17 protein-coding genes are annotated in these 16,874 nt (G+C 71.8%); 12 read left to right on the forward strand and 5 right to left on the reverse strand.

Annotated elements, in window-relative coordinates; genetic code table 11:
• Positions 1 to 183: 183 nt before the first annotated feature.
• From OHB01_RS20090 to OHB01_RS20105, 4 genes are all read right to left on the reverse strand, one after another.
• On the reverse strand, positions 184 to 882 hold the full coding sequence (locus OHB01_RS20090; RefSeq protein WP_328855804.1) for a hypothetical protein: 699 nt from the start codon (positions 880 to 882) through the stop codon (positions 184 to 186).
• A gap of 262 nt (positions 883 to 1,144) precedes the next feature.
• The gene (locus tag OHB01_RS20095; protein WP_142647112.1) at positions 1,145 to 1,759 is read right to left on the reverse strand and encodes a hypothetical protein; all 615 of its coding nucleotides are present in this window, start codon (positions 1,757 to 1,759) and stop codon (positions 1,145 to 1,147) included.
• Positions 1,760 to 1,909: 150 nt separating this feature from the next.
• Complete coding sequence (locus tag OHB01_RS20100; protein ID WP_142647111.1) at positions 1,910 to 2,482, reverse strand: nicotinamidase; 573 nt, start codon at positions 2,480 to 2,482, stop codon at positions 1,910 to 1,912.
• 64 nt (positions 2,483 to 2,546) lie between these two features.
• A complete protein-coding gene (locus OHB01_RS20105; protein WP_142647110.1) occupies positions 2,547 to 3,830 on the reverse strand; it encodes a nicotinate phosphoribosyltransferase in 1,284 nt (427 codons plus the stop codon).
• Positions 3,831 to 3,869: 39 nt separating this feature from the next.
• Here OHB01_RS20105 and clpS point away from each other — a divergent pair, with 39 nt between their 5' ends.
• The 5 genes from clpS to OHB01_RS20130 all read left to right on the forward strand — a co-directional run bounded on the left by clpS (position 3,870) and on the right by OHB01_RS20130 (position 6,596).
• Positions 3,870 to 4,157 (forward strand): ATP-dependent Clp protease adapter ClpS, encoded by a 288-nt coding sequence (clpS, locus tag OHB01_RS20110; protein ID WP_079315320.1) that lies wholly within the window; start codon positions 3,870 to 3,872, stop codon positions 4,155 to 4,157.
• Positions 4,157 to 4,681 carry a DUF2017 domain-containing protein gene (locus OHB01_RS20115; protein ID WP_142647109.1) on the forward strand — a complete coding sequence of 175 codons (525 nt, stop codon included), beginning with the start codon at positions 4,157 to 4,159 and terminating at the stop codon, positions 4,679 to 4,681. The genes clpS and OHB01_RS20115 overlap by 1 nt, the downstream gene beginning before the upstream one ends.
• A gap of 10 nt (positions 4,682 to 4,691) precedes the next feature.
• On the forward strand, positions 4,692 to 5,108 hold the full coding sequence (locus OHB01_RS20120) for a Mov34/MPN/PAD-1 family protein (RefSeq protein ID WP_142560302.1): 417 nt from the start codon (positions 4,692 to 4,694) through the stop codon (positions 5,106 to 5,108).
• 261 nt (positions 5,109 to 5,369) lie between these two features.
• Positions 5,370 to 5,648, forward strand: coding sequence for a MoaD/ThiS family protein (locus OHB01_RS20125; RefSeq protein ID WP_142647107.1), 279 nt, complete (start codon positions 5,370 to 5,372; stop codon positions 5,646 to 5,648).
• Positions 5,649 to 6,596: a PLP-dependent cysteine synthase family protein gene (locus tag OHB01_RS20130; RefSeq protein WP_142647106.1), complete on the forward strand. Its 948-nt coding sequence runs from the start codon at positions 5,649 to 5,651 to the stop codon at positions 6,594 to 6,596.
• A gap of 161 nt (positions 6,597 to 6,757) precedes the next feature.
• Here OHB01_RS20130 and OHB01_RS20135 read toward each other — a convergent pair whose 3' ends face one another.
• On the reverse strand, positions 6,758 to 8,371 hold the full coding sequence (locus OHB01_RS20135) for a DUF3352 domain-containing protein (RefSeq protein WP_328855805.1): 1,614 nt from the start codon (positions 8,369 to 8,371) through the stop codon (positions 6,758 to 6,760).
• A 430-nt stretch (positions 8,372 to 8,801) separates the two neighbouring features.
• Here OHB01_RS20135 and OHB01_RS20140 point away from each other — a divergent pair, with 430 nt between their 5' ends.
• The 7 genes from OHB01_RS20140 to OHB01_RS20170 all read left to right on the forward strand — a co-directional run bounded on the left by OHB01_RS20140 (position 8,802) and on the right by OHB01_RS20170 (position 16,865).
• Positions 8,802 to 9,596, forward strand: a complete 795-nt coding sequence (locus tag OHB01_RS20140; protein WP_142647104.1) for a thioesterase family protein — start codon at positions 8,802 to 8,804, stop codon at positions 9,594 to 9,596.
• Positions 9,597 to 9,678: 82 nt separating this feature from the next.
• The gene (murI, locus tag OHB01_RS20145; protein WP_396689249.1) at positions 9,679 to 10,515 is read left to right on the forward strand and encodes a glutamate racemase; all 837 of its coding nucleotides are present in this window, start codon (positions 9,679 to 9,681) and stop codon (positions 10,513 to 10,515) included.
• Positions 10,512 to 11,264, forward strand: a complete 753-nt coding sequence (locus tag OHB01_RS20150) for an MBL fold metallo-hydrolase (RefSeq protein ID WP_142647102.1) — start codon at positions 10,512 to 10,514, stop codon at positions 11,262 to 11,264. Before murI ends, OHB01_RS20150 begins: the two co-directional genes overlap by 4 nt.
• A 5-nt stretch (positions 11,265 to 11,269) precedes the next feature.
• Positions 11,270 to 11,986, forward strand: coding sequence for a ribonuclease PH (gene rph, locus OHB01_RS20155; RefSeq protein WP_142647101.1), 717 nt, complete (start codon positions 11,270 to 11,272; stop codon positions 11,984 to 11,986).
• 19 nt (positions 11,987 to 12,005) lie between these two features.
• Positions 12,006 to 12,608, forward strand: a complete 603-nt coding sequence (rdgB, locus tag OHB01_RS20160; protein WP_142647100.1) for an RdgB/HAM1 family non-canonical purine NTP pyrophosphatase — start codon at positions 12,006 to 12,008, stop codon at positions 12,606 to 12,608.
• 58 nt (positions 12,609 to 12,666) lie between these two features.
• Positions 12,667 to 14,637, forward strand: a complete 1,971-nt coding sequence (locus tag OHB01_RS20165) for a molybdopterin-dependent oxidoreductase (protein WP_328855806.1) — start codon at positions 12,667 to 12,669, stop codon at positions 14,635 to 14,637.
• Positions 14,638 to 14,771: 134 nt separating this feature from the next.
• Entirely contained in the window at positions 14,772 to 16,865 is a 2,094-nt protein-coding gene (locus OHB01_RS20170; RefSeq protein ID WP_328855807.1) for a toxin glutamine deamidase domain-containing protein, read from the forward strand.
• Positions 16,866 to 16,874 lie beyond the last annotated feature (9 nt).

Consider the following 16,874-nt stretch of genomic DNA (forward strand, 5'->3'; position numbering starts at 1 on the left):
TCGGTGTCTGCTGACGGCCTGCCGCCCGACGGGTGACGGACCGCGGCTCGCCGGTCCCCTGCGGGGCGGCGAACCGCGGTGCCGTCGCGCCGGCTACCCGGGGCGGGCCAGGAGGACCTGCGGCAAGCCGTTCCGGGCACTGCCTGGGCCCCTCCCCGGGCTCCGGATTCCGGGCCGGGTCGATCAGGCGGACGCCTCCGCTCCGCCGTCCTCGGCATCCTCCACGCGCCGAGGGGCCGGTCGGTCGGCGAAGTTTCTCATCCGGATCTGGGCGTACACATCTTCCAGCCGGGTCAGGACCGAGTTGAACATCGTCTTGTTCATGTCGGTCATCCTGCGGAGGTGGTCGGCCATGCCGTCGACCTGTTCCGTCAGTGTGGTCACCTGGCCGCTCATCGCGTCGACCCGGGTGGTGAGCCCGTCGACACGAGCGGTGAGCACGTTCACCTGCCCGGTGAGGGTGTCGACGCGGTTGGTGAGTGTGTCCACGCGTGTGGTGAGGCCGTCCACGCGGCCGGTCAGGACCTCGACGTGTCCTCCGAGGGTTTCGACCTCTACGGTGAGGGTGTCCACCCGGCAGGTCAGGGTGTCGACCCGATTGCTGAGTTCGTCGATGCGCCCATCCATGCGGGCGATCGCGGTGTCGATGTGGTCGAATCGGACAGTAGCGACGGTCATCTGCCTGTTGAGAACGCTGACGTCGGCTCTGGTCTCCTCGGCGATGTGCTCGACCCGCACCAGGCGATCGCTTATCGCATCGATTTTTCCCCAATTCGGCTGCAGCGCGTCGTACGCGTGTGCTGCAGCCTGCTTGAAGCAATCGACGCCCAGTTTTTCCACTTCGTCCTCCAGGCGCTTGACGCGTTCGCTGAGGGTCTTCACGTTCAGTGCTCCGATGCTGCTCGCAGCGTAGCCGGGGCTTCGCTGGGGGAAACAAGAGCGCTGTGCGTGCGCGGAGGTAATTGCTATCAGCTCGGAGGTCGCCGGAATGGGAATGTTCACGGCGGATTTTGCGGGTCCGTCGGCGGGGTGGGGATTTTTCGCTACCGGTGTGATGAATATTCACCCGGCTCCGCGTGCTCTGTGCGTCGTGTCCTCATTTCCCGCGATTTATGAACGGCTCGTTTCCACTCGCGTGGCGGCGCTATGAGGTGCGGGAGCGCAGCGGGATCTTGTCGCCGGTGTGGCCGTTGATCGCCACGTAACGCCGGTGGTTCCGGGTGACCGAGCTGAGCCGGAGGCTGAGGGAGGCTATGCCCTGCTCCACGCGTACGGGGACGTTGTGCGCTCCCTCGTGCTGCCGCGCCTCGGCGCCCTCCTGCACCCAGATGCGCAGCCGGCGTCCGGCCTGGTGGACGGCCACCGTCGCCGTGTCGCACTGTGCGGGAGACGCGGGCCAGAACACCGTGAGGCCGTGCAGGACCCTGCCGCGGAACGACAGCCGTACGGCCTGGGGGTCGGGGACGCGGGGATCGCAGGCGGGCGAGTGGCCGGGTTCGGGGGACGGAGTCGCGGCCGCCACCACGCTGGGGGACGGCGTCGGCCGGGCTTCGGCGCGCGGGTCGCGTACGGCGACCGTCTGGGCGGGGACCCGGGCGGGCTCCTGGGCGAACCCCACGGTCATCGTGATCGCCTGCAGGGCCGCGAGCGTCAGCGCGCCCGTGGCGCGGCGCACGCCCTTGTGGCCGCGCCCGAAGAGCAGCCAGATGCAGACCGGGGTCAGGACGAGCCAGCTGAGGCCGAGCAGGAACGCGAACATCGGGGCCGCCAATCCACGAAGGGGTCGTCGCTCTAGGTAATACACCCGTGACGCTTCGTGGTGAAGCCATTGATGTCCTGCGCGTGTCCCGGCCGCACGGCTCGGCGGTGTCGCGGATCAGGCGCGGATCGGGAGCGGGTCAGGAGCGGGTCAGGAGCGGAGGACGGGCTCTCCGACGAGCTCGACTCCGGCCTCGGCGAGGCGGGCGAGCGCCGCCTCGGTCGTCTCCCGGGCCACGCCCGCCGTCAGATCCAGCAGCACCCGTACGGCGAAGCCCTCGGCCGCAGCGTCGAGGGCGGTGGCCCGCACGCAGTGGTCGGTGGCGATGCCGACGATGTCGACGGCCTCGACGCCGCGGTCGCGCAGCCACTGGGCCAGGCCGACGCCGTCGGCGTTGGTTCCCTCGAACCCGCTGTAGGCGGCCTGTCGCGCGCCCTTGCTGAAGACCTCCTCGATCTTGGAGGTGTCGAAGGCCGGGTGGAAGTCCGCGCCGGGCGTGCCGGCCACGCAGTGCGGCGGCCAGGAGTCCACGAAGTCGGGCTCGTCCGCGAAATGGGCGCCGGGATCGACGTGGTAGTCGCGGGTGGCGACCACGTGGTCGTACGGGTGCTCCTGGATGTGGCGGCTGATCGCGGCGGCCACCTCGGAGCCGCCGCCGACCGGCAGGCTGCCGCCCTCGCAGAAGTCGTTCTGCACGTCCACGACGACGAGCGCGGTCTTCATGGGGTCACCTCACAGTGGCGATCACGGAGGACCGGCGTCGTCCTCATGCGCCGGTCCCCCGCGATCACTTGAAGATAGTAGGGACTGCGGGGTCTCCGGGGGAGAGGCTGCACGCTTCCAGTGGCAACTCGGACAAAGTCGCCCGGTGGCGGTCGCGGGCGGCCGTCAGGGGTTCGCGGCCGACGATCTCGCCGTCCCGGACGAGTTCGGCCAGCAGGGGGCGGTCGTCCGTCTCCACCGGTTCGCGGGTGACGATCTCGGCGGTCGCGGTGCCGTCGACGGTCCTGCGGTAGGCCCACTTGCGCCCGCCGATGCTCGGCTTGCCGACGGACGCCTTGGCGACCGGCTGGAGCCTGCCCGCGTGGTCCTCCCGGGCGACGAGCTTGTAGACGAGGCTCGCCGTCGGATGGCCGGAGCCCGTGGACAGGGCGGTGCCGACGCCGTAGGCGTCCACCGGCGCAGCGGCCAGCGCCGCGATCGCGAACTCGTCCAGGTCGCTGGTGACGACGATCCGCGTGCGGTTCGCGCCCAGCTCGTCGAGCAGGCGGCGCACCTCCACCGCGACCACCGCGAGGTCGCCGGAGTCGATGCGCACCGCGCCGAGATCCGGCCCGGCCAGCTCCACCGCGGTCCGTACGGCCTTCGCCACGTCGTAGGTGTCCACGAGCAGGGTGGTGCCGAGACCGAGGGAGTCGAGCTGTGCCCGGAAGGCGTCCTCCTCCGAGTCGTGGAGCAGGGTGAACGCGTGGGCGGCGGTGCCGGCGGTCGGCACGCCGTAAAGACGGCCGGCCATGAGGTTGGAGGTGGAGGCGAAGCCGCACAGGTAGGCGGCCCTGGCGGCGGCGACCGCGGCGTGTTCGTGGGTGCGGCGCGAGCCCATCTCGATCAGCGGCCGGTCGCCGGCCGCCTGGGCCATCCGCGAGGCGGCCGCCGCGATCGCGCAGTCGTGGTTGAGGATCGACAGCGCCACGGTCTCCAGCAGCACGGCCTCGGCGAACGTCCCCTCCACGACCATGATCGGAGAGCCGGGGAAGAACGCCTCGCCCTCGCTATAGCCGTACACGTCGCCGGAGAAGCGGTAGCCCGCGAGGAACTCGCCGGTCGGCTCGTCCACGATCCCGGAGGAGCACAGGAACTCGATGTCCCGCTCCTCGAAGCGGAAGGCCTCGAGCGCGTCGAGGAACCGCCCGGTGCCGGCCACCACCCCGTAGCGCCGTCCTCCGGGCAGCCGCCGGGCGAACACCTCGAAGACCACCCGCCGATGCGCCGCACCGCTGGCGAGTGCGGCCTGGAGCATCGTCAGTTCGTAGCGGTCGGTCAGCAGGGCCGTGCCCGTGGTCGTGCGCACGTGTCGAAGACTACGACGGTCGTGGTGCAGGATGGGTACGTGGGTAGCACAGCTCCAACCGAGGTCGAGCGTCCGTCGTCGGACGTGCGCCCCGATCTGCCGTGGCTCACGATCGTGTGGAACGACCCGGTCAACCTGATGTCGTACGTCACGTACGTCTTCCAGACCGTGTTCGGCTATCCCCGGCAGAAGGCCGAGAAGCTGATGATGGACGTCCACCACAAGGGCAAGGCCGTCGTCGCCAGCGGCACCCGGGAGGAGATGGAGCGGGACGTGCAGATTCTCCACTCCTACGGGCTGTGGGCGACCGTCCAGCAGGACAAGTGATGAGCACGGGATTCCAGGCGACGCGCGACGGGGTGGCCGTCCAGCTCGACGCGGGCGAGGTGTCGATCCTGCGCTCGCTGGTGTCGCAGGTGCTCGGCCTGGTCGAGCCGGGGGCCACCGGCGACGACCCGCTGGAACGCGCCCTGGGCATCGGATCGGCTGCTCCGCCCGCCGACCCCGTGCTCGCGCGGCTGTTCCCTTCGGCGTACTCGGACGACGAGGACGCGGCGCAGGAGTTCCGGCGCTACACCGAGGCGACGCTGCGCGACGCCAAGCGGGCCGACGCGACCACGCTGCTGGAGACCGCGGAGCCGGGGCTGCTGACGCTGACCGCCGAGCAGGGGCAGGCGTGGCTGCGGGCGCTCAACGACGTCCGTCTCGCGCTCGGCGTGCGGCTGGAGGTCACCGAGGAGGTCCACGAGGAGATCGCCTCGATGTCCGAGGACGACCCCCGCTATCCGGCGTACGTGACCTACGACTGGCTGACCTACCTGCAGGACACCCTTGTCAGGGCGCTTTGGTAGGTTTCGCAGCATGCTGACGATCTCACGCGAGCTGGTCGACAAGATCGTGGCCCATGCCCGGGCCGACCACCCCGACGAAGCGTGCGGTGTCGTGGCCGGGCCCGCCGGATCCGACCGTCCCGAGCGGTTCGTCCCCATGGAGAACGCCGAGCGCTCGCCGACGTTCTACCGGTTCGACTCGATGGAGCAGTTCCGTGTGTGGCGGGAGATGGACGACCGCGACGAGGTGCCTGTCGTGATCTACCACTCCCACACCGCCACCGAGGCGTACCCGTCGCGTACGGACATCAGCTACGCCTCCGAGCCCGACGCCCACTATGTGCTGGTGTCGACCGCCTCCGAGGAGGAGACGCCCTTCCGGTCCTACCGGATCGTGGACGGCGTCGTGACCGAGGAGGAAGTCAAGATCGTAGAGTCGTACGGTTAAACTTGAACCATGGCTAACGATGACGCTCGTCCTGTGTCGTCACCGGCTGTCCTGTCGCGCCGGGTGCGCCCGGAATCTCCTGTTCAGGCGTTCCTCTTCGCGCACACGCCGTCTGTCGTCGTCTACGACTGTCGCTGAACCCGGCCGCCCACGCGGCGTCGGGGGAAGAAGGCCGCTGGAATCGCCGTCCTCCTGTCCATGTTCAGAGCAGGAGGACGCCCCACCATAACGACGACCACTGATCAAGGAGATTGAGCCGACATGGCCATCGAGGTCCGCATTCCTACGATCCTCCGCAGCTACACCGATGGCGCCAAGGCGGTCAACGCCAAGGGAGCGACCCTCGAAGAGCTGATCGGCGACCTGGAGTCGCGCCACCCCGGCCTGAAGGACCGGCTGGTGGACGAGACCGGGCTGCGCCGCTTCGTCAACGTCTACCTCAACGACGAGGACGTACGCTTCCTCGGCGGGCTCGGCACCCCTGTCGCCGACGGCGACACCGTGACCGTGCTCCCGGCCGTCGCGGGTGGAGCGCGCTAGATGCGCTTCGACTCGTTGATCGACTCGGTCGGGCGCACCCCGCTGGTGGGCCTGCCCCGGCTTTCGCCGTCTCCCGACGTACGGATCTGGGCGAAGCTGGAGGACCGCAACCCGACCGGGTCGGTCAAGGACCGGCCGGCGCTGTGGATGATCGAACAGGCCGAGAAGGACGGGCTGCTCACGCCGGGCTGCACGATCCTGGAGCCGACCTCCGGCAACACCGGCATCTCGCTGGCGATGTCGGCCCGGCTCAAGGGCTACAAGCTGATCTGCGTCATGCCGGAGAACACCTCCGAGGAGCGCCGCCAGCTCCTGCGCATGTGGGGCGCCGAGATCATCTCTTCGCCGGCCGCGGGCGGCTCCAACGAGGCCGTGCGGGTGGCCAAGGGCCTCGCGGCCGAGCACCCCGACTGGGTGATGCTCTACCAGTACGGCAACCCGGCCAACTGGCGCTCCCACTACGAGTCGACCGGGCCGGAGATCCTCGCTGACCTGCCGACCGTGACCCACTTCGTCGCGGGGCTCGGCACGACCGGCACGCTCATGGGCGTCGGCCGCTACCTGCGCGAGCACGTGCCGGACGTGAAGATCGTGGCCGCCGAGCCGCGATATGGCGAGCTGGTCTACGGCCTGCGCAACGTGGACGAGGGCTTCGTGCCCGAGCTGTACGACGCGTCCGTGCTGACCACGCGCTACTCGGTGACCTCGGCCGACGCGCTGCGCCGTACGCGTGAGCTGCTGGCGGCGGAGGGCATCTTCGCGGGCATCTCGACGGGCTGCGCCCTGCACGCCGCCATCGGCATGGCCCGCAAGGCCGTACAGGCGGGCGAGCGGGCCGACATCGTGTTCATCGTGGCCGACGGCGGCTGGAAATACCTGTCCACCGGCGCGTACGAGGGAACCCTCGACGAGGCGGAGGACCGGCTCGAAGGCCAGCTCTGGGCCTGATCACCGTCGGACGCCGACCGGCTCACCCCGCCCGCTCCGGCATGGGTGGGCCGGAGATCCGGTTCGGACGGGATGAGCCGGAGTATGGGGTGAGCCGGAGTATCGGGGTGAGCCGGAGTATGGGGTGAGCCGGAGTATCGGGGTGAGCCGGAGTATGGGGTTCAGTCGAACACGACCCGGAGGGTGAAGGTCGAGCCGTCCTCGCCGTGGGTGCCGCTCAGGCCGACCGCCCGCAGCTTCTCCACGTCGGCGCGCTCCTGGTCGTTCAGTCCGCGCAGGTAGAGCTTCTCCAGCCGGTTCAGGTCGGCGTACACGGCGTAGGTGGCGTTCGCGGCGTCCGGGACGGCCAGGCGGAAGGTCTCGCTCTCACCGAGCGTGCCGCCGCCGTTGAGCGCGTCGGCGTACTCCTGGGTGCTCGCGATCACGAACCGCCCGTCGCCCTCCGCGGTGGCGATGTCGGCGGACCTCTCCATGCCGTTCAGATGGGCCCTGAGCCGGTCGACCACCTCGCGTGCCTTGGCGGTGTCCGTCGTGACCACGGCGCCGGCCCTGGGCAGCGCGCCGTCGAGGTCCTGCTCGTCCAGGGCGAGCGTGAACGTGCGGCCGAGCAGCGTCGCGAGGTCGTCCGGCAGGGACAGGCCATATTGCGCCCGCGCCTCGTCGAGGGCCTGCCTGACCATGGCGCCGCCCTGGTCGGTCGCCGCCTGCTCGATGGACGGCCACTGCTCGCGCAGCAGGTCGCCCAGGCCGGAGACCGAGGCCGCCGCGACCGTGGAGGCGGGCAGCTCGCCGATGTTCACCGGTTCGGGCCTGCCCCGCATGGCCGTGCCGCCGCGGGTGATCCCGGCCAGCTCGGCGTAGTCCCCGGAGAACCGGAGGGCGCCGGCGAACCGCATGCCCTTGATCTGCTCCAGCACGGGCGTCGCCGCGACCTCGCTCCAGCCGGCGTCGGCGACCTTCTCCACGTCCATCCAGAACGACAGCACGCCCTGCTCGCCCAGCGCGCCGAGGTCGGCGGCGAAGTGCGGATCACCGGACAGCGGCGCCGCCTTGACGTACTCGTCGGCCAGCTTCTGGCTCGTCGCGATGACGGCGTACCCGTCGCGGAACGCCAGGCCGCCCTTGCTGCCGAGGCCCAGCTTGGCGATGCCGGCCCGGGCCGCCGCCTCGTCCTTCACCTGTACGGCGAGCGCCCCGACGGGGTCGCCGCCGCCGTCCCCGGGGAGCACGGCGAGGCCGACGCGGTCGCCGAGCCAGGGTTCGACGTCTCTGGAGTAGTCGATCTTCGACAGCTCGGGGTCGTCCTTCTGCAGCGCGGTGACCAGGGCCTCGCGGGGGTCGTCCCCGCCGAAGGCGTCGCGTGTGGCGGAGAACTTGCGGGCGATGCCGAACAACGCGAGCTTCTGCCCGGCCGACGGGTCGAGGTCGAGCCGCACGTAGGCCATCGCGTTCGCGGGCAGCACGTCCTGCGGCTGCGTGCCGCCGCCGCTGAGCTTCGATGCGGCCCACACGCCGCCGCCGGCGACCACCCCGACGAGCACGGCGGCCACCAGCGCGATGATCCAGCCGCGTCCCCGCCTGCCCTGTCCGGGAGGCGGCGCGGGCGGGCCGACCACGGTGGCGAAGCCGATCTCCTCGGGCTCCGTCCAGGACGGCAGCCGCACGGTGTGCGCCTCGCTCGCGGCGGCGCGGGGAATGCGATAGGCGACGGTGCGGTCGAGGTCGGGCTCGTCGCCCGGCCGCCACGGGCCCGGGGGGTTGGGGGAGGAGGACATCGGGGCTCACTCACAGGCGTCGTCGTCAGGTACGCCGTGAAGGTAGGCGCGGCCGGTAGCGGTGCGCTTGCAGCCCACTTGACCGCGAGCCCGCCGCGGCCAGGCCAGGTGGGCCCGGCGATGCGTGCCGCCGTGCCCGAGCCGCCGCGCCCCGGCCCGGCCAGCCTGTCGAGCGAGGCCGACCGCGCCCGAGCCCACCGGCCCGCGATGCAAGCCGGCCGCGCCCGAGCCGCCGCGCGCTGGCCCGCGATGCGAGCCCGCCGTGCGGAGCCGGCCACGCGAGCCGCGCGCCCGGCCCTGCGCGCCCGGTCCGTTCGCGTGAGCAGGCTCACTCGCGTGAGCAGGCTCACGCGAGTGAGCCGTGGGATCCGCCGGAGTGCCACGCTACAGTAATGAGCAGAACATTATTCGGTAGAGCGGCGAGGGGCGCATGACCAAGTTCGACGAGGCGACGCAGGCCATCCGGGTCGACGACACCACTTACGACGTCTGTCTCGACGACGGATACTCCATCGGAGGGCCGCTCAACGGCGGCTATCTCATGGCCACGATGCTGCGCGCCGTGGTGGACGCCTCGCCGCACGCGCACCCGATTTCGACGAGCGCCCAGTTCCTTCGCGTGGCCAGGCCGGGCCCGGCCCGGGTGCTGCTCGAACCGCTCAAGACGGGCCGTACGGCGACGATGACCCGGGCGCGGCTCGTCCAGGACGGCGAGTCGTTCATCGAGATGCTCGTCACGACCGCCACGCTCAACGAGGAGGCGGCCCCCGACTGGGCGGACGGCCCGTCGGCCGTCATGCCGGACCTGGCCGACTGTGTGCGCCTGCCCCAGCCCAAGCCCGAGTCGAACATGAACCTCAGCGCCCGGATGGAGCTCGCCTTCGACCCGCCCACGATCGGCTGGCTCACCGGCGCGCCGACCGGACGGCCCGAGTCGCGGGCGTACTTCCGGCTGGTGGAGCCGCAGGACCCCGACCCGTACGTGCTGGCGCTGGCGGTGGACGCGCTGCCGCCGGTCGTGTTCTCGGCGGGGGCGCGGGGCTGGGCCCCGACGGTGGAGCTGACCTGGCACCTGCGGGCCCTGCCCGCGCCGGGGTGGCTGACCCTGATCGGCGGCGGACGCCTGATCAGCGACGGCTGGTTCGACGAGGAGGTCGAGGTGTGGGACTCGGCGGGCCGGCTCGTCGCCCAGTCGCGCCAGATCGCGCGCCTGGGCCGGGGCTAGACCGTACGTCACCGCCGCCCGGCGCGCGATGTGAGCATTCTTACCGTCTGCGGCGGGGATCAGTCCCCTAACCTTGGGAAGCGTGCCGGAGGACAACACCCGGGCGATCGGGATCTTTGACAGCGGGGTGGGCGGCCTGACCGTCGCCCGGGCGATCATCGACCAGCTGCCCCATGAATCGATCTTCTACGTGGCCGACACGGCCCACCAGCCGTACGGACCCAAGAGCATCGCCGAGCTCCGCGCATACGCGCTGGAGGTCATGGACCACCTGGTAGAGCACGACGTGAAGATGCTGGTCATCGCGTGCAACAGCGCCAGCTCGGCCGTGCTCAGGGACGCCAGGGAGCGCTACGACGTCCCGGTCGTCGAGGTGATCCAGCCCGCCACCCGGCGGGCAGTGCGGGCCACGAGGAACGGCAGGGTCGGTGTGATCGCCACCCGGGCCACGATCGAGTCGATGGCCTACCACGACGCCTTCGCCGCCGCCCCCGACGTCGAGCTGGTCGCGGTGGCCGCGCCCCTGCTCGTGGAGTTCGTCGAACGGGGCGAGACGATGAGCGAGGAGCTGATCGAGGTGGTCACGGGCTATCTCAAGCCGATCCAGGACGCGGGGTGCGACACGCTGATCCTCGGCTGCACGCACTATCCGCTGCTCACCGGAGCCCTGTCGTACGTCGCAGGGGACGGGGTCACGCTGGTGTCCAGCGCCGAGGAGACGGCCAAGGACGTCTACCGCGTCCTGCACGACCGCGGGCTGTCCAACGGCGCGGGCGAGCCGCGGCACCGCTTCCGCGCGACCGGCGACACCGAGCTGTTCGAACGGCTCGGGCAGCGCTTCCTCGGTCCCGAGCTCCAGTCGGTGGAGCGGACCGCCTCCGGCATCGGCGACGTCAGCGGCGTAGGGAGTTCGCGATGAAGTTGACGATCATCGGGTGCTCGGGCAGCTTCCCCGGCCCCGACAGTCCGGCCTCCTGCTACCTCTTCGAGGCCGAGGGCTTCCGGCTGCTGATGGACTTCGGCAACGGCTCGCTGGGCCCGCTCCAGCGGCACGCCGGGCTCTACGACGTCGACGCCATCCTCCTGTCCCATCTGCACGCCGACCACTGCCTCGACCTGTGCGCCTATCACGTCGTGCGCACCTACACCCCCGACGGCCCCCTGCCCAAGGTGCCCGTGCACGCCCCCGCGGGCGCCTCCAAGCGGCTCAACGCGGCGTACGCGATGCCGGACGAGCCCGTGCTTGAGACCTCCTTCGACTTCGTGCGGCTGTCGCCCGGCACCCGGCACGTCGGCCCGTTCGAGGTGACGGCGGCCCCGATGAACCACCCCGTGGAGACCTACGGCTTCCGCGTCACCCACCAGGGCCGCTCCGTCGCCTACTCGGCCGACACCGGCGAGTCGGCCGAGCTGGTCAAGCTGGCCCACGAGGCCGACGTGCTGCTGTGCGAGGCGTCCTTCCTCGATCAGCCGGGCCTGACCCCCGGCCTGCATTTGAGCGGCAGGCAGGCGGCCGAGCACGCTGCCCGCGCCGAGGCCGGCGCGCTCGTCCTCACCCATCTCGTCCCGTGGTACGACAAGTCGCGCATTCTGGAGGACGCCTCGCGGGGCGGCTTCGCCGGGCCGATGGAGTTGGCACGGAGCGGGGCCGTGTATGACCTAGGGTGACCCGTATGGCTCGTTCATACGGTCGTCGTTCCGACCAGCTTCGCCCCGTGACCATCACCCGGAACTGGCTCGCCCACGCGGAGGGTTCCGTACTGGTGGAGTTCGGCGGCACCAAGGTGTTGTGCGCCGCGACGGTGGAAAGCGGCGTGCCCCGCTGGCGCAAGGGCAGCGGTCTCGGCTGGGTGACGGCCGAATACGCCATGCTGCCCCGGTCGACGAACACCCGCAACGACCGCGAGTCGGTCCGCGGCAAGATCGGCGGGCGCACCCACGAGATCTCCCGCCTGATCGGCAGGTCCCTGCGGGCCTGCGTCGACTACAAGGCCCTGGGGGAGAACTCCGTCGTGCTCGACTGCGACGTGCTGCAGGCCGACGGCGGCACCCGCACCGCCGCCATCACCGGAGCGTACGTCGCCCTCGCCGACGCGATCGCCTGGATGCGGCAGCGCCGGATGTGCCCCGGCGACCCCCTGGTCAACTCGGTCGCCGCGGTCTCCGTCGGCGTCGTCGGCACCGAGCCGATGCTCGACCTCGACTACAGCGAGGACGTCAAGGCCGAGACCGACATGAACGTGGTGATGACCGGCAGGGGCGACTTCGTCGAGGTGCAGGGAACCGCCGAGGGCACGCCGTTCGACCGGACGGCGCTCAACGGCCTGCTCGACCTCGCCGCGGCCGGCTGCGCGGAGCTCACCCGCCTGCAGGCCGAGGCCCTCGCCTGATCCACGGGAGATCGACAGCATGAACAAGGTGATCCTCGCCACCCGGAACACCGGGAAGATCGTGGAGCTGCGCCGGATCCTCGCCGACGCCGGTGTGCCGGTCGAGCTCGTCGGCCTCGAGGGGTTCCCGCACATCGGCGACGTGGCCGAGACCGGGCTCACGTTCGCGGAGAACGCGCTGCTCAAGGCCCACGCGATCGCCTCCGCCAGCGGCCTGCCCGCCATCGCGGACGACTCCGGCCTGTGCGTCGACGCGCTGAACGGCATGCCGGGCATCTTCTCCGCCCGCTGGTCGGGGCGTCACGGCGACGACGACGCCAACCTCGACCTGCTGCTCGCGCAGATCGCCGACGTGCCGGACGGCCGCCGCCAGGCCCACTTCGCGTGCTCGGCCGCGCTCGCGCTGCCGACGGGGGAGGAGCACGTGGTGGAGGGGGCCGTGCACGGCCATCTCATCCGCGAGCGGCGCGGCACCGGCGGCTTCGGCTACGACCCGATCTTCGTGCCGGACGGCGACACCCGTACGACCGCCGAGATGACGGCCGAGGAGAAGGACGCGATCAGCCACCGCGGCAAGGCGTTCCGGGCCATCGCCCCGGTGATCGCCCAGGTGGTCTCGTAACACCTCTCGTAATCACGTCGTAAGACCCGGGCGGGCGGACGGGCGTAGCGTTCAGGATGTGAACGCAGCAGGCACCCGCATGCCCGCCTGGGCGGCCGCGCTGACCGGCCTCGTCGCCGGCGCGGTGGCGCTCGGGGTGGCCCAGATCGTCGCCGGTCTGATCGATCCCGGCGCCGCGCCGGTCGTCGCCGTGGGCGGCGCGATGATCGACTCCACGCCCGCCGGTCTCAAGGAATGGGCGATCAGCACCTTCGGCTCCAACGACAAGCCGGTCCTGCTCGGCGGCATCGTCGTCGTGCTCGCCCTCGTCGCCGCGGGTCTCGGCCTGCTCGCCCGCCGCAGGACGGCGTACGGCACGCTGGGCCTGGCCGTGTTCGGCCTCGTCGGCGCCGCCGCGGCGCTGTCCCGGCCGGACGCCGGGGTGGCGCACGTCCTGCCCTCGCTCATCGGCGCCGCGGCCGGCGCGTGGACACTGCCGCGCCTGAAGCGCCGCGCCCTGAGCAGCGGCGAGGAGGACTATGTCGCCGCAAGCCGGGCCGCCGACCGCGCCGCGCCCGCCAGGGTCCTGACGGCGCCCGCACCGGCAGAGCGCACGGAGGCATCGGGCACGGCGGCATCGGGCACGGCGGCATCGGGCACGGCGGCATCGGGCACGGAGGCAGCGGGCACGGCGGCATCGGGCACGGCGGCATCGGGCACGGAGGCAGCGGGCACGGCGGTAGAGGGCGCGGCGGCAGCGGGCACGGCGGTAGAGGGCGCGTGGGTCGCGAGCGTGGGCGAGGAGAGCCACGCGGCGGAGACCGGTCTCGCGCCGTCGCCCGGCCGGTCGGCGGCACCGTCGCAGGGTCGGTCGGCCGGCCCGGCGCCCGCCATGCCGGCCGTCATGCGGCCGGGCACGGGATCCGGTGCGGGCTCGGGCACGGGATCCGGTGCGGAATCGGACGCCGTGCCGTACGTCTTCGACCGGCGCAGGCTGCTGACCGGGGCGGCCGCGGGGGTCGCGGTGGCGGGCGTCGCCGGGTTCGGCGGATGGCTGCTGAAGGGCTCCAAGGACGCCGAACTGGCCCGCCGCGGCGTGTCCAGGATGCTGCCGCGCGCGGCCCGCCCGGCCGCGCCGATCCCCGCGGGGGCGGACCTGCGCATTCCCGGCCTCTCGCCGTTCGTCACCCCCAACGCGGATTTCTACCGTGTGGACACCGCACTCGTCGTGCCGTCGGTGGACCCGGCCCGATGGACGTTGAAAATCCACGGGCTGGTGGACAGGCCGGTCGAGCTGACCTTCGCCGACCTGCTCAAACGCCCTTTCATGGAAGCGGACGTCACCTTGACCTGCGTGTCCAACGACGTCGGCGGGCCGTACATCGGCAACGCCCGCTGGCTCGGCACCCGGCTCGCCGACGTGCTGCGCGAGGCCGGGATCAGGCGCGATGCCGACATGCTGCTCAGCGTCTCCCAGGACGGCTGGACCTGCGGCACGCCGGTCGACGTGGTCATGGACGGCCGCGACGCGCTGCTCGCCGTCGCCATGAACGGCGAGGTGCTCCCGGAGGCCCACGGCTTCCCGGTCCGCCAGGTCGTGCCCGGACTGTACGGATATGTGTCGGCGACGAAGTGGGTCACCGAGATCAGGGTCACCCGGTTCGACCAGGAGGAGGCCTACTGGACGCCGCGCGGCTGGGCTCCCAAGGGCCCGATCAAGACCCAGTCGAGGATCGACCTGCCCCGTGACGGGGACGACGTCACGGCGGGCCGTACGACCGTGGCGGGCGTCGCCTGGGCCCAGCACCGCGGCATCGACGCGGTGGAGGTCCGGGTGGACGGCGGCGCGTGGCAGCAGGCGAAACTCGCGCAGGTCCCCGGGCCCGACACCTGGCGGCAGTGGTCGCTCGACCTCGACCTGACGCGGGGCCGGCACACGATCTCCGTGCGGGCCACCGACGCGACCGGCTACACCCAGACCTCGGAGGAGGCCCCGCCCGCCCCCGACGGCGCCACCGGCTTCCACACGATCGCCGTCACGGCCCGCTGACCGTCCCGCGCGATCTCCGGCGAGAGCCGGGTACGGGTCGCCGGGCCGGGATCGGCGGCCGGGCCTGAAGTCGGGTCTGGAGTTGGGAAAACCCGCCGTGCCCCGGACGGCCCGCCTCTACCATCGGCACCCTGATGGGCGCGAGGAGGGGGGCCAAGCGCGTGAACCAGGAGAGGGCGCGCCGCCACGCGAGGTGGCGGTTGCCGTCCGGTGTGTACAACCCGGTCGTGTCGGCCGACGGCCGGAGATGGCGGGACTACGAGCAGGCCGCGGAAGCGCCCGCTCCCTCGCTGGAGGACCGGCGTCTGGAGGTACGGCTGGCGGCGTTGCCGCTGGGTGTGGACACCGTGACCTTGCCGGTGGTGCCGGCAGCGAGGAACGGCGAGAACGGGCACCGCGGGGGCCACGGGCTGGGAGCGCTGACCGGGCGGCGCGCGGGGCCGTTAGATCCTCGGGACGCCGTGACCGCCGCGACGCCCGCCGACGCCGGGGCCACCCGGAGCGCTGGGGACCGGGAAGACACCGGGGATCCCGAGGAGCTCGGGGACTTCGAGGACGCACAGGACTCCGAAGACGCACCAGACGCCGGGGACGTCGAGGGCTTCGAGGACGCCGAGGGCTTCCAGGACGCCGAGGGCTTCGAGGACGCCGAGGGGGCGGCCGACGGGGAGGCTGCTCGGGAAGCGGCGGACGAGACGGTGCCTGAGAACAGCGCCGAGGAGACCGATGAGAAGACCGCCCAGCTGATCGCCACGGCACCCGACGGCACGCCGCAGCCCGAGAAAGGAGCGGCAGGGCCCGAGATGGCAGGGGCTGGGGCAACAGGGTCGTGGGCGGCAGGATCCGGTGCGGAGCCCGGCGGGGAACGTTCCGGCTTCGGGGAGCCGAGCGCAGGATTGCCTGGCGTCGGGATGCCCGGCATCGGGATGCCCGGAGCGGAGGAGTCCGCTGCGGGGGAGCCGAATGTGGGCGCGTCCGGTACGGGGGAGCTGAGCGCAGGATTGCCTGGCATCGGTACGTCTGGCATCGGGATGCCCGGAGCGGAGGAGCCCGGCGTGGGGGAGCCTGGCCCTCACGACTCCGGCGACCTGACGCACGTGGTGGAGCGCGTGACCCCCGCGACCGAGACGGACGGCACAGGCACCGGCACCGGCACCGACGCCGACATCGACTCCGCGTGCGAGTACGAGGACGACGACGTCGAGGACCCGGCCAAGCTCCCGGATCCCCTGGCAAGCGAGAACCACCTTGGGACGGCGGCCGCAGGCACACAGGTTGGCGCAGTGGAACAGGACTGCGCGGCGGAACAGGAGGGTGCGCCGGTAGACGAGGTCACGACGGCCGAGGCGACCCGGACGGCCGTGCCGACCGTGACGTCCCTGACGACTGTGACGGCCATGCCGACCGTCGAGAGCGATCGGCCGCAGGACCCGATGCCCGAGACGGGACACGACGTCGCCGCCCTGGCCGGGCAGGACGAGTGGCTCGTCGAGACCTCGCCCGCGCCGACGCTTCCCATGCAGCCGGGCATGGCCGCCGACGACGGCCCGGAGACGGGCGAACTCGATGATGCCGACGACTTCTGGTCGGCCGTGCTGCGCGACGAGACCGAGCGTGACTGGCTCGACAGCCCGGACCGCCCGCGTCGGCTGGAGGAGACCCGTCCGTACGGCAGGCCCGGCGGCCTGGCCGAGGCGGATCCAGGCGGCCAGGTGAGCCTCATGCAGGCGGTGAGCGGGCGCTTCCCGGACCCGCGAGGCACGTGGATCCGCCTGATCAACGCCGAAGGCCCGACGGAGGACGCGTTCAGGTCCAACAACGCCGTCGACTGCGCGCTGTCGGTCATGTCCACCTGGCACGGTGAGCCTGTCGTGGCGGCGCGCAGGCAGCCGGAGTACGACGGGTCGGGGCGCCCGCTGCTGACCGGGGAGACCGGGGGCGTCGCCCGCGCCGAGGAGTGGCTCGGGCATCGCTTCGAATACGTGGGCCACGGCCGCCGGGCGTACGTGGCGATCGCGCAGCGGCTGATCTTCGGTGGTCACGGTGCCGCCGCCGTCCTCATCACCCGGTGGGCCGGGGGAGGCAGCCACGCGTGGAACGCCGTCAACTGCCGGGGCGAGGTCCTGTGGATCGACGCCCAGCGGGGTCACATGGCCGTGGAGCCGCCGTACGAGGATGTGACGGGGGTCTTCGCGGTGGTGATCGACCGCCAGGGCCGCCGCCTGTGACCACCCTGC

This window comes from Microbispora hainanensis, from assembly GCF_036186745.1.
Classification (GTDB): Bacteria; Actinomycetota; Actinomycetes; order Streptosporangiales; family Streptosporangiaceae; genus Microbispora.

What these genes read in the sequence shown, in the direction of transcription:
- OHB01_RS20095 (WP_142647112.1), bottom strand. Translation starts at nt 1,759, where the DNA reads ATGTTCGCGTTCCTGCTCGGCCTCAGCTGGCTCGTCCTGACCCCGGTC.
- OHB01_RS20100 (WP_142647111.1), bottom strand. Translation starts at nt 2,482, where the DNA reads ATGAAGACCGCGCTCGTCGTCGTGGACGTGCAGAACGACTTCTGCGAG.
- OHB01_RS20115 (WP_142647109.1), top strand. Translation starts at nt 4,157, where the DNA reads ATGAGCACGGGATTCCAGGCGACGCGCGACGGGGTGGCCGTCCAGCTC.
- OHB01_RS20120 (WP_142560302.1), top strand. Translation starts at nt 4,692, where the DNA reads ATGCTGACGATCTCACGCGAGCTGGTCGACAAGATCGTGGCCCATGCC.
- OHB01_RS20125 (WP_142647107.1), top strand. Translation starts at nt 5,370, where the DNA reads ATGGCCATCGAGGTCCGCATTCCTACGATCCTCCGCAGCTACACCGAT.
- OHB01_RS20130 (WP_142647106.1), top strand. Translation starts at nt 5,649, where the DNA reads ATGCGCTTCGACTCGTTGATCGACTCGGTCGGGCGCACCCCGCTGGTG.
- OHB01_RS20135 (WP_328855805.1), bottom strand. Translation starts at nt 8,371, where the DNA reads ATGTCCTCCTCCCCCAACCCCCCGGGCCCGTGGCGGCCGGGCGACGAG.
- OHB01_RS20140 (WP_142647104.1), top strand. Translation starts at nt 8,802, where the DNA reads ATGACCAAGTTCGACGAGGCGACGCAGGCCATCCGGGTCGACGACACC.
- OHB01_RS20150 (WP_142647102.1), top strand. Translation starts at nt 10,512, where the DNA reads ATGAAGTTGACGATCATCGGGTGCTCGGGCAGCTTCCCCGGCCCCGAC.
- rph (WP_142647101.1), top strand. Translation starts at nt 11,270, where the DNA reads ATGGCTCGTTCATACGGTCGTCGTTCCGACCAGCTTCGCCCCGTGACC.
- rdgB (WP_142647100.1), top strand. Translation starts at nt 12,006, where the DNA reads ATGAACAAGGTGATCCTCGCCACCCGGAACACCGGGAAGATCGTGGAG.
- OHB01_RS20170 (WP_328855807.1), top strand. Translation starts at nt 14,772, where the DNA reads ATGGGCGCGAGGAGGGGGGCCAAGCGCGTGAACCAGGAGAGGGCGCGC.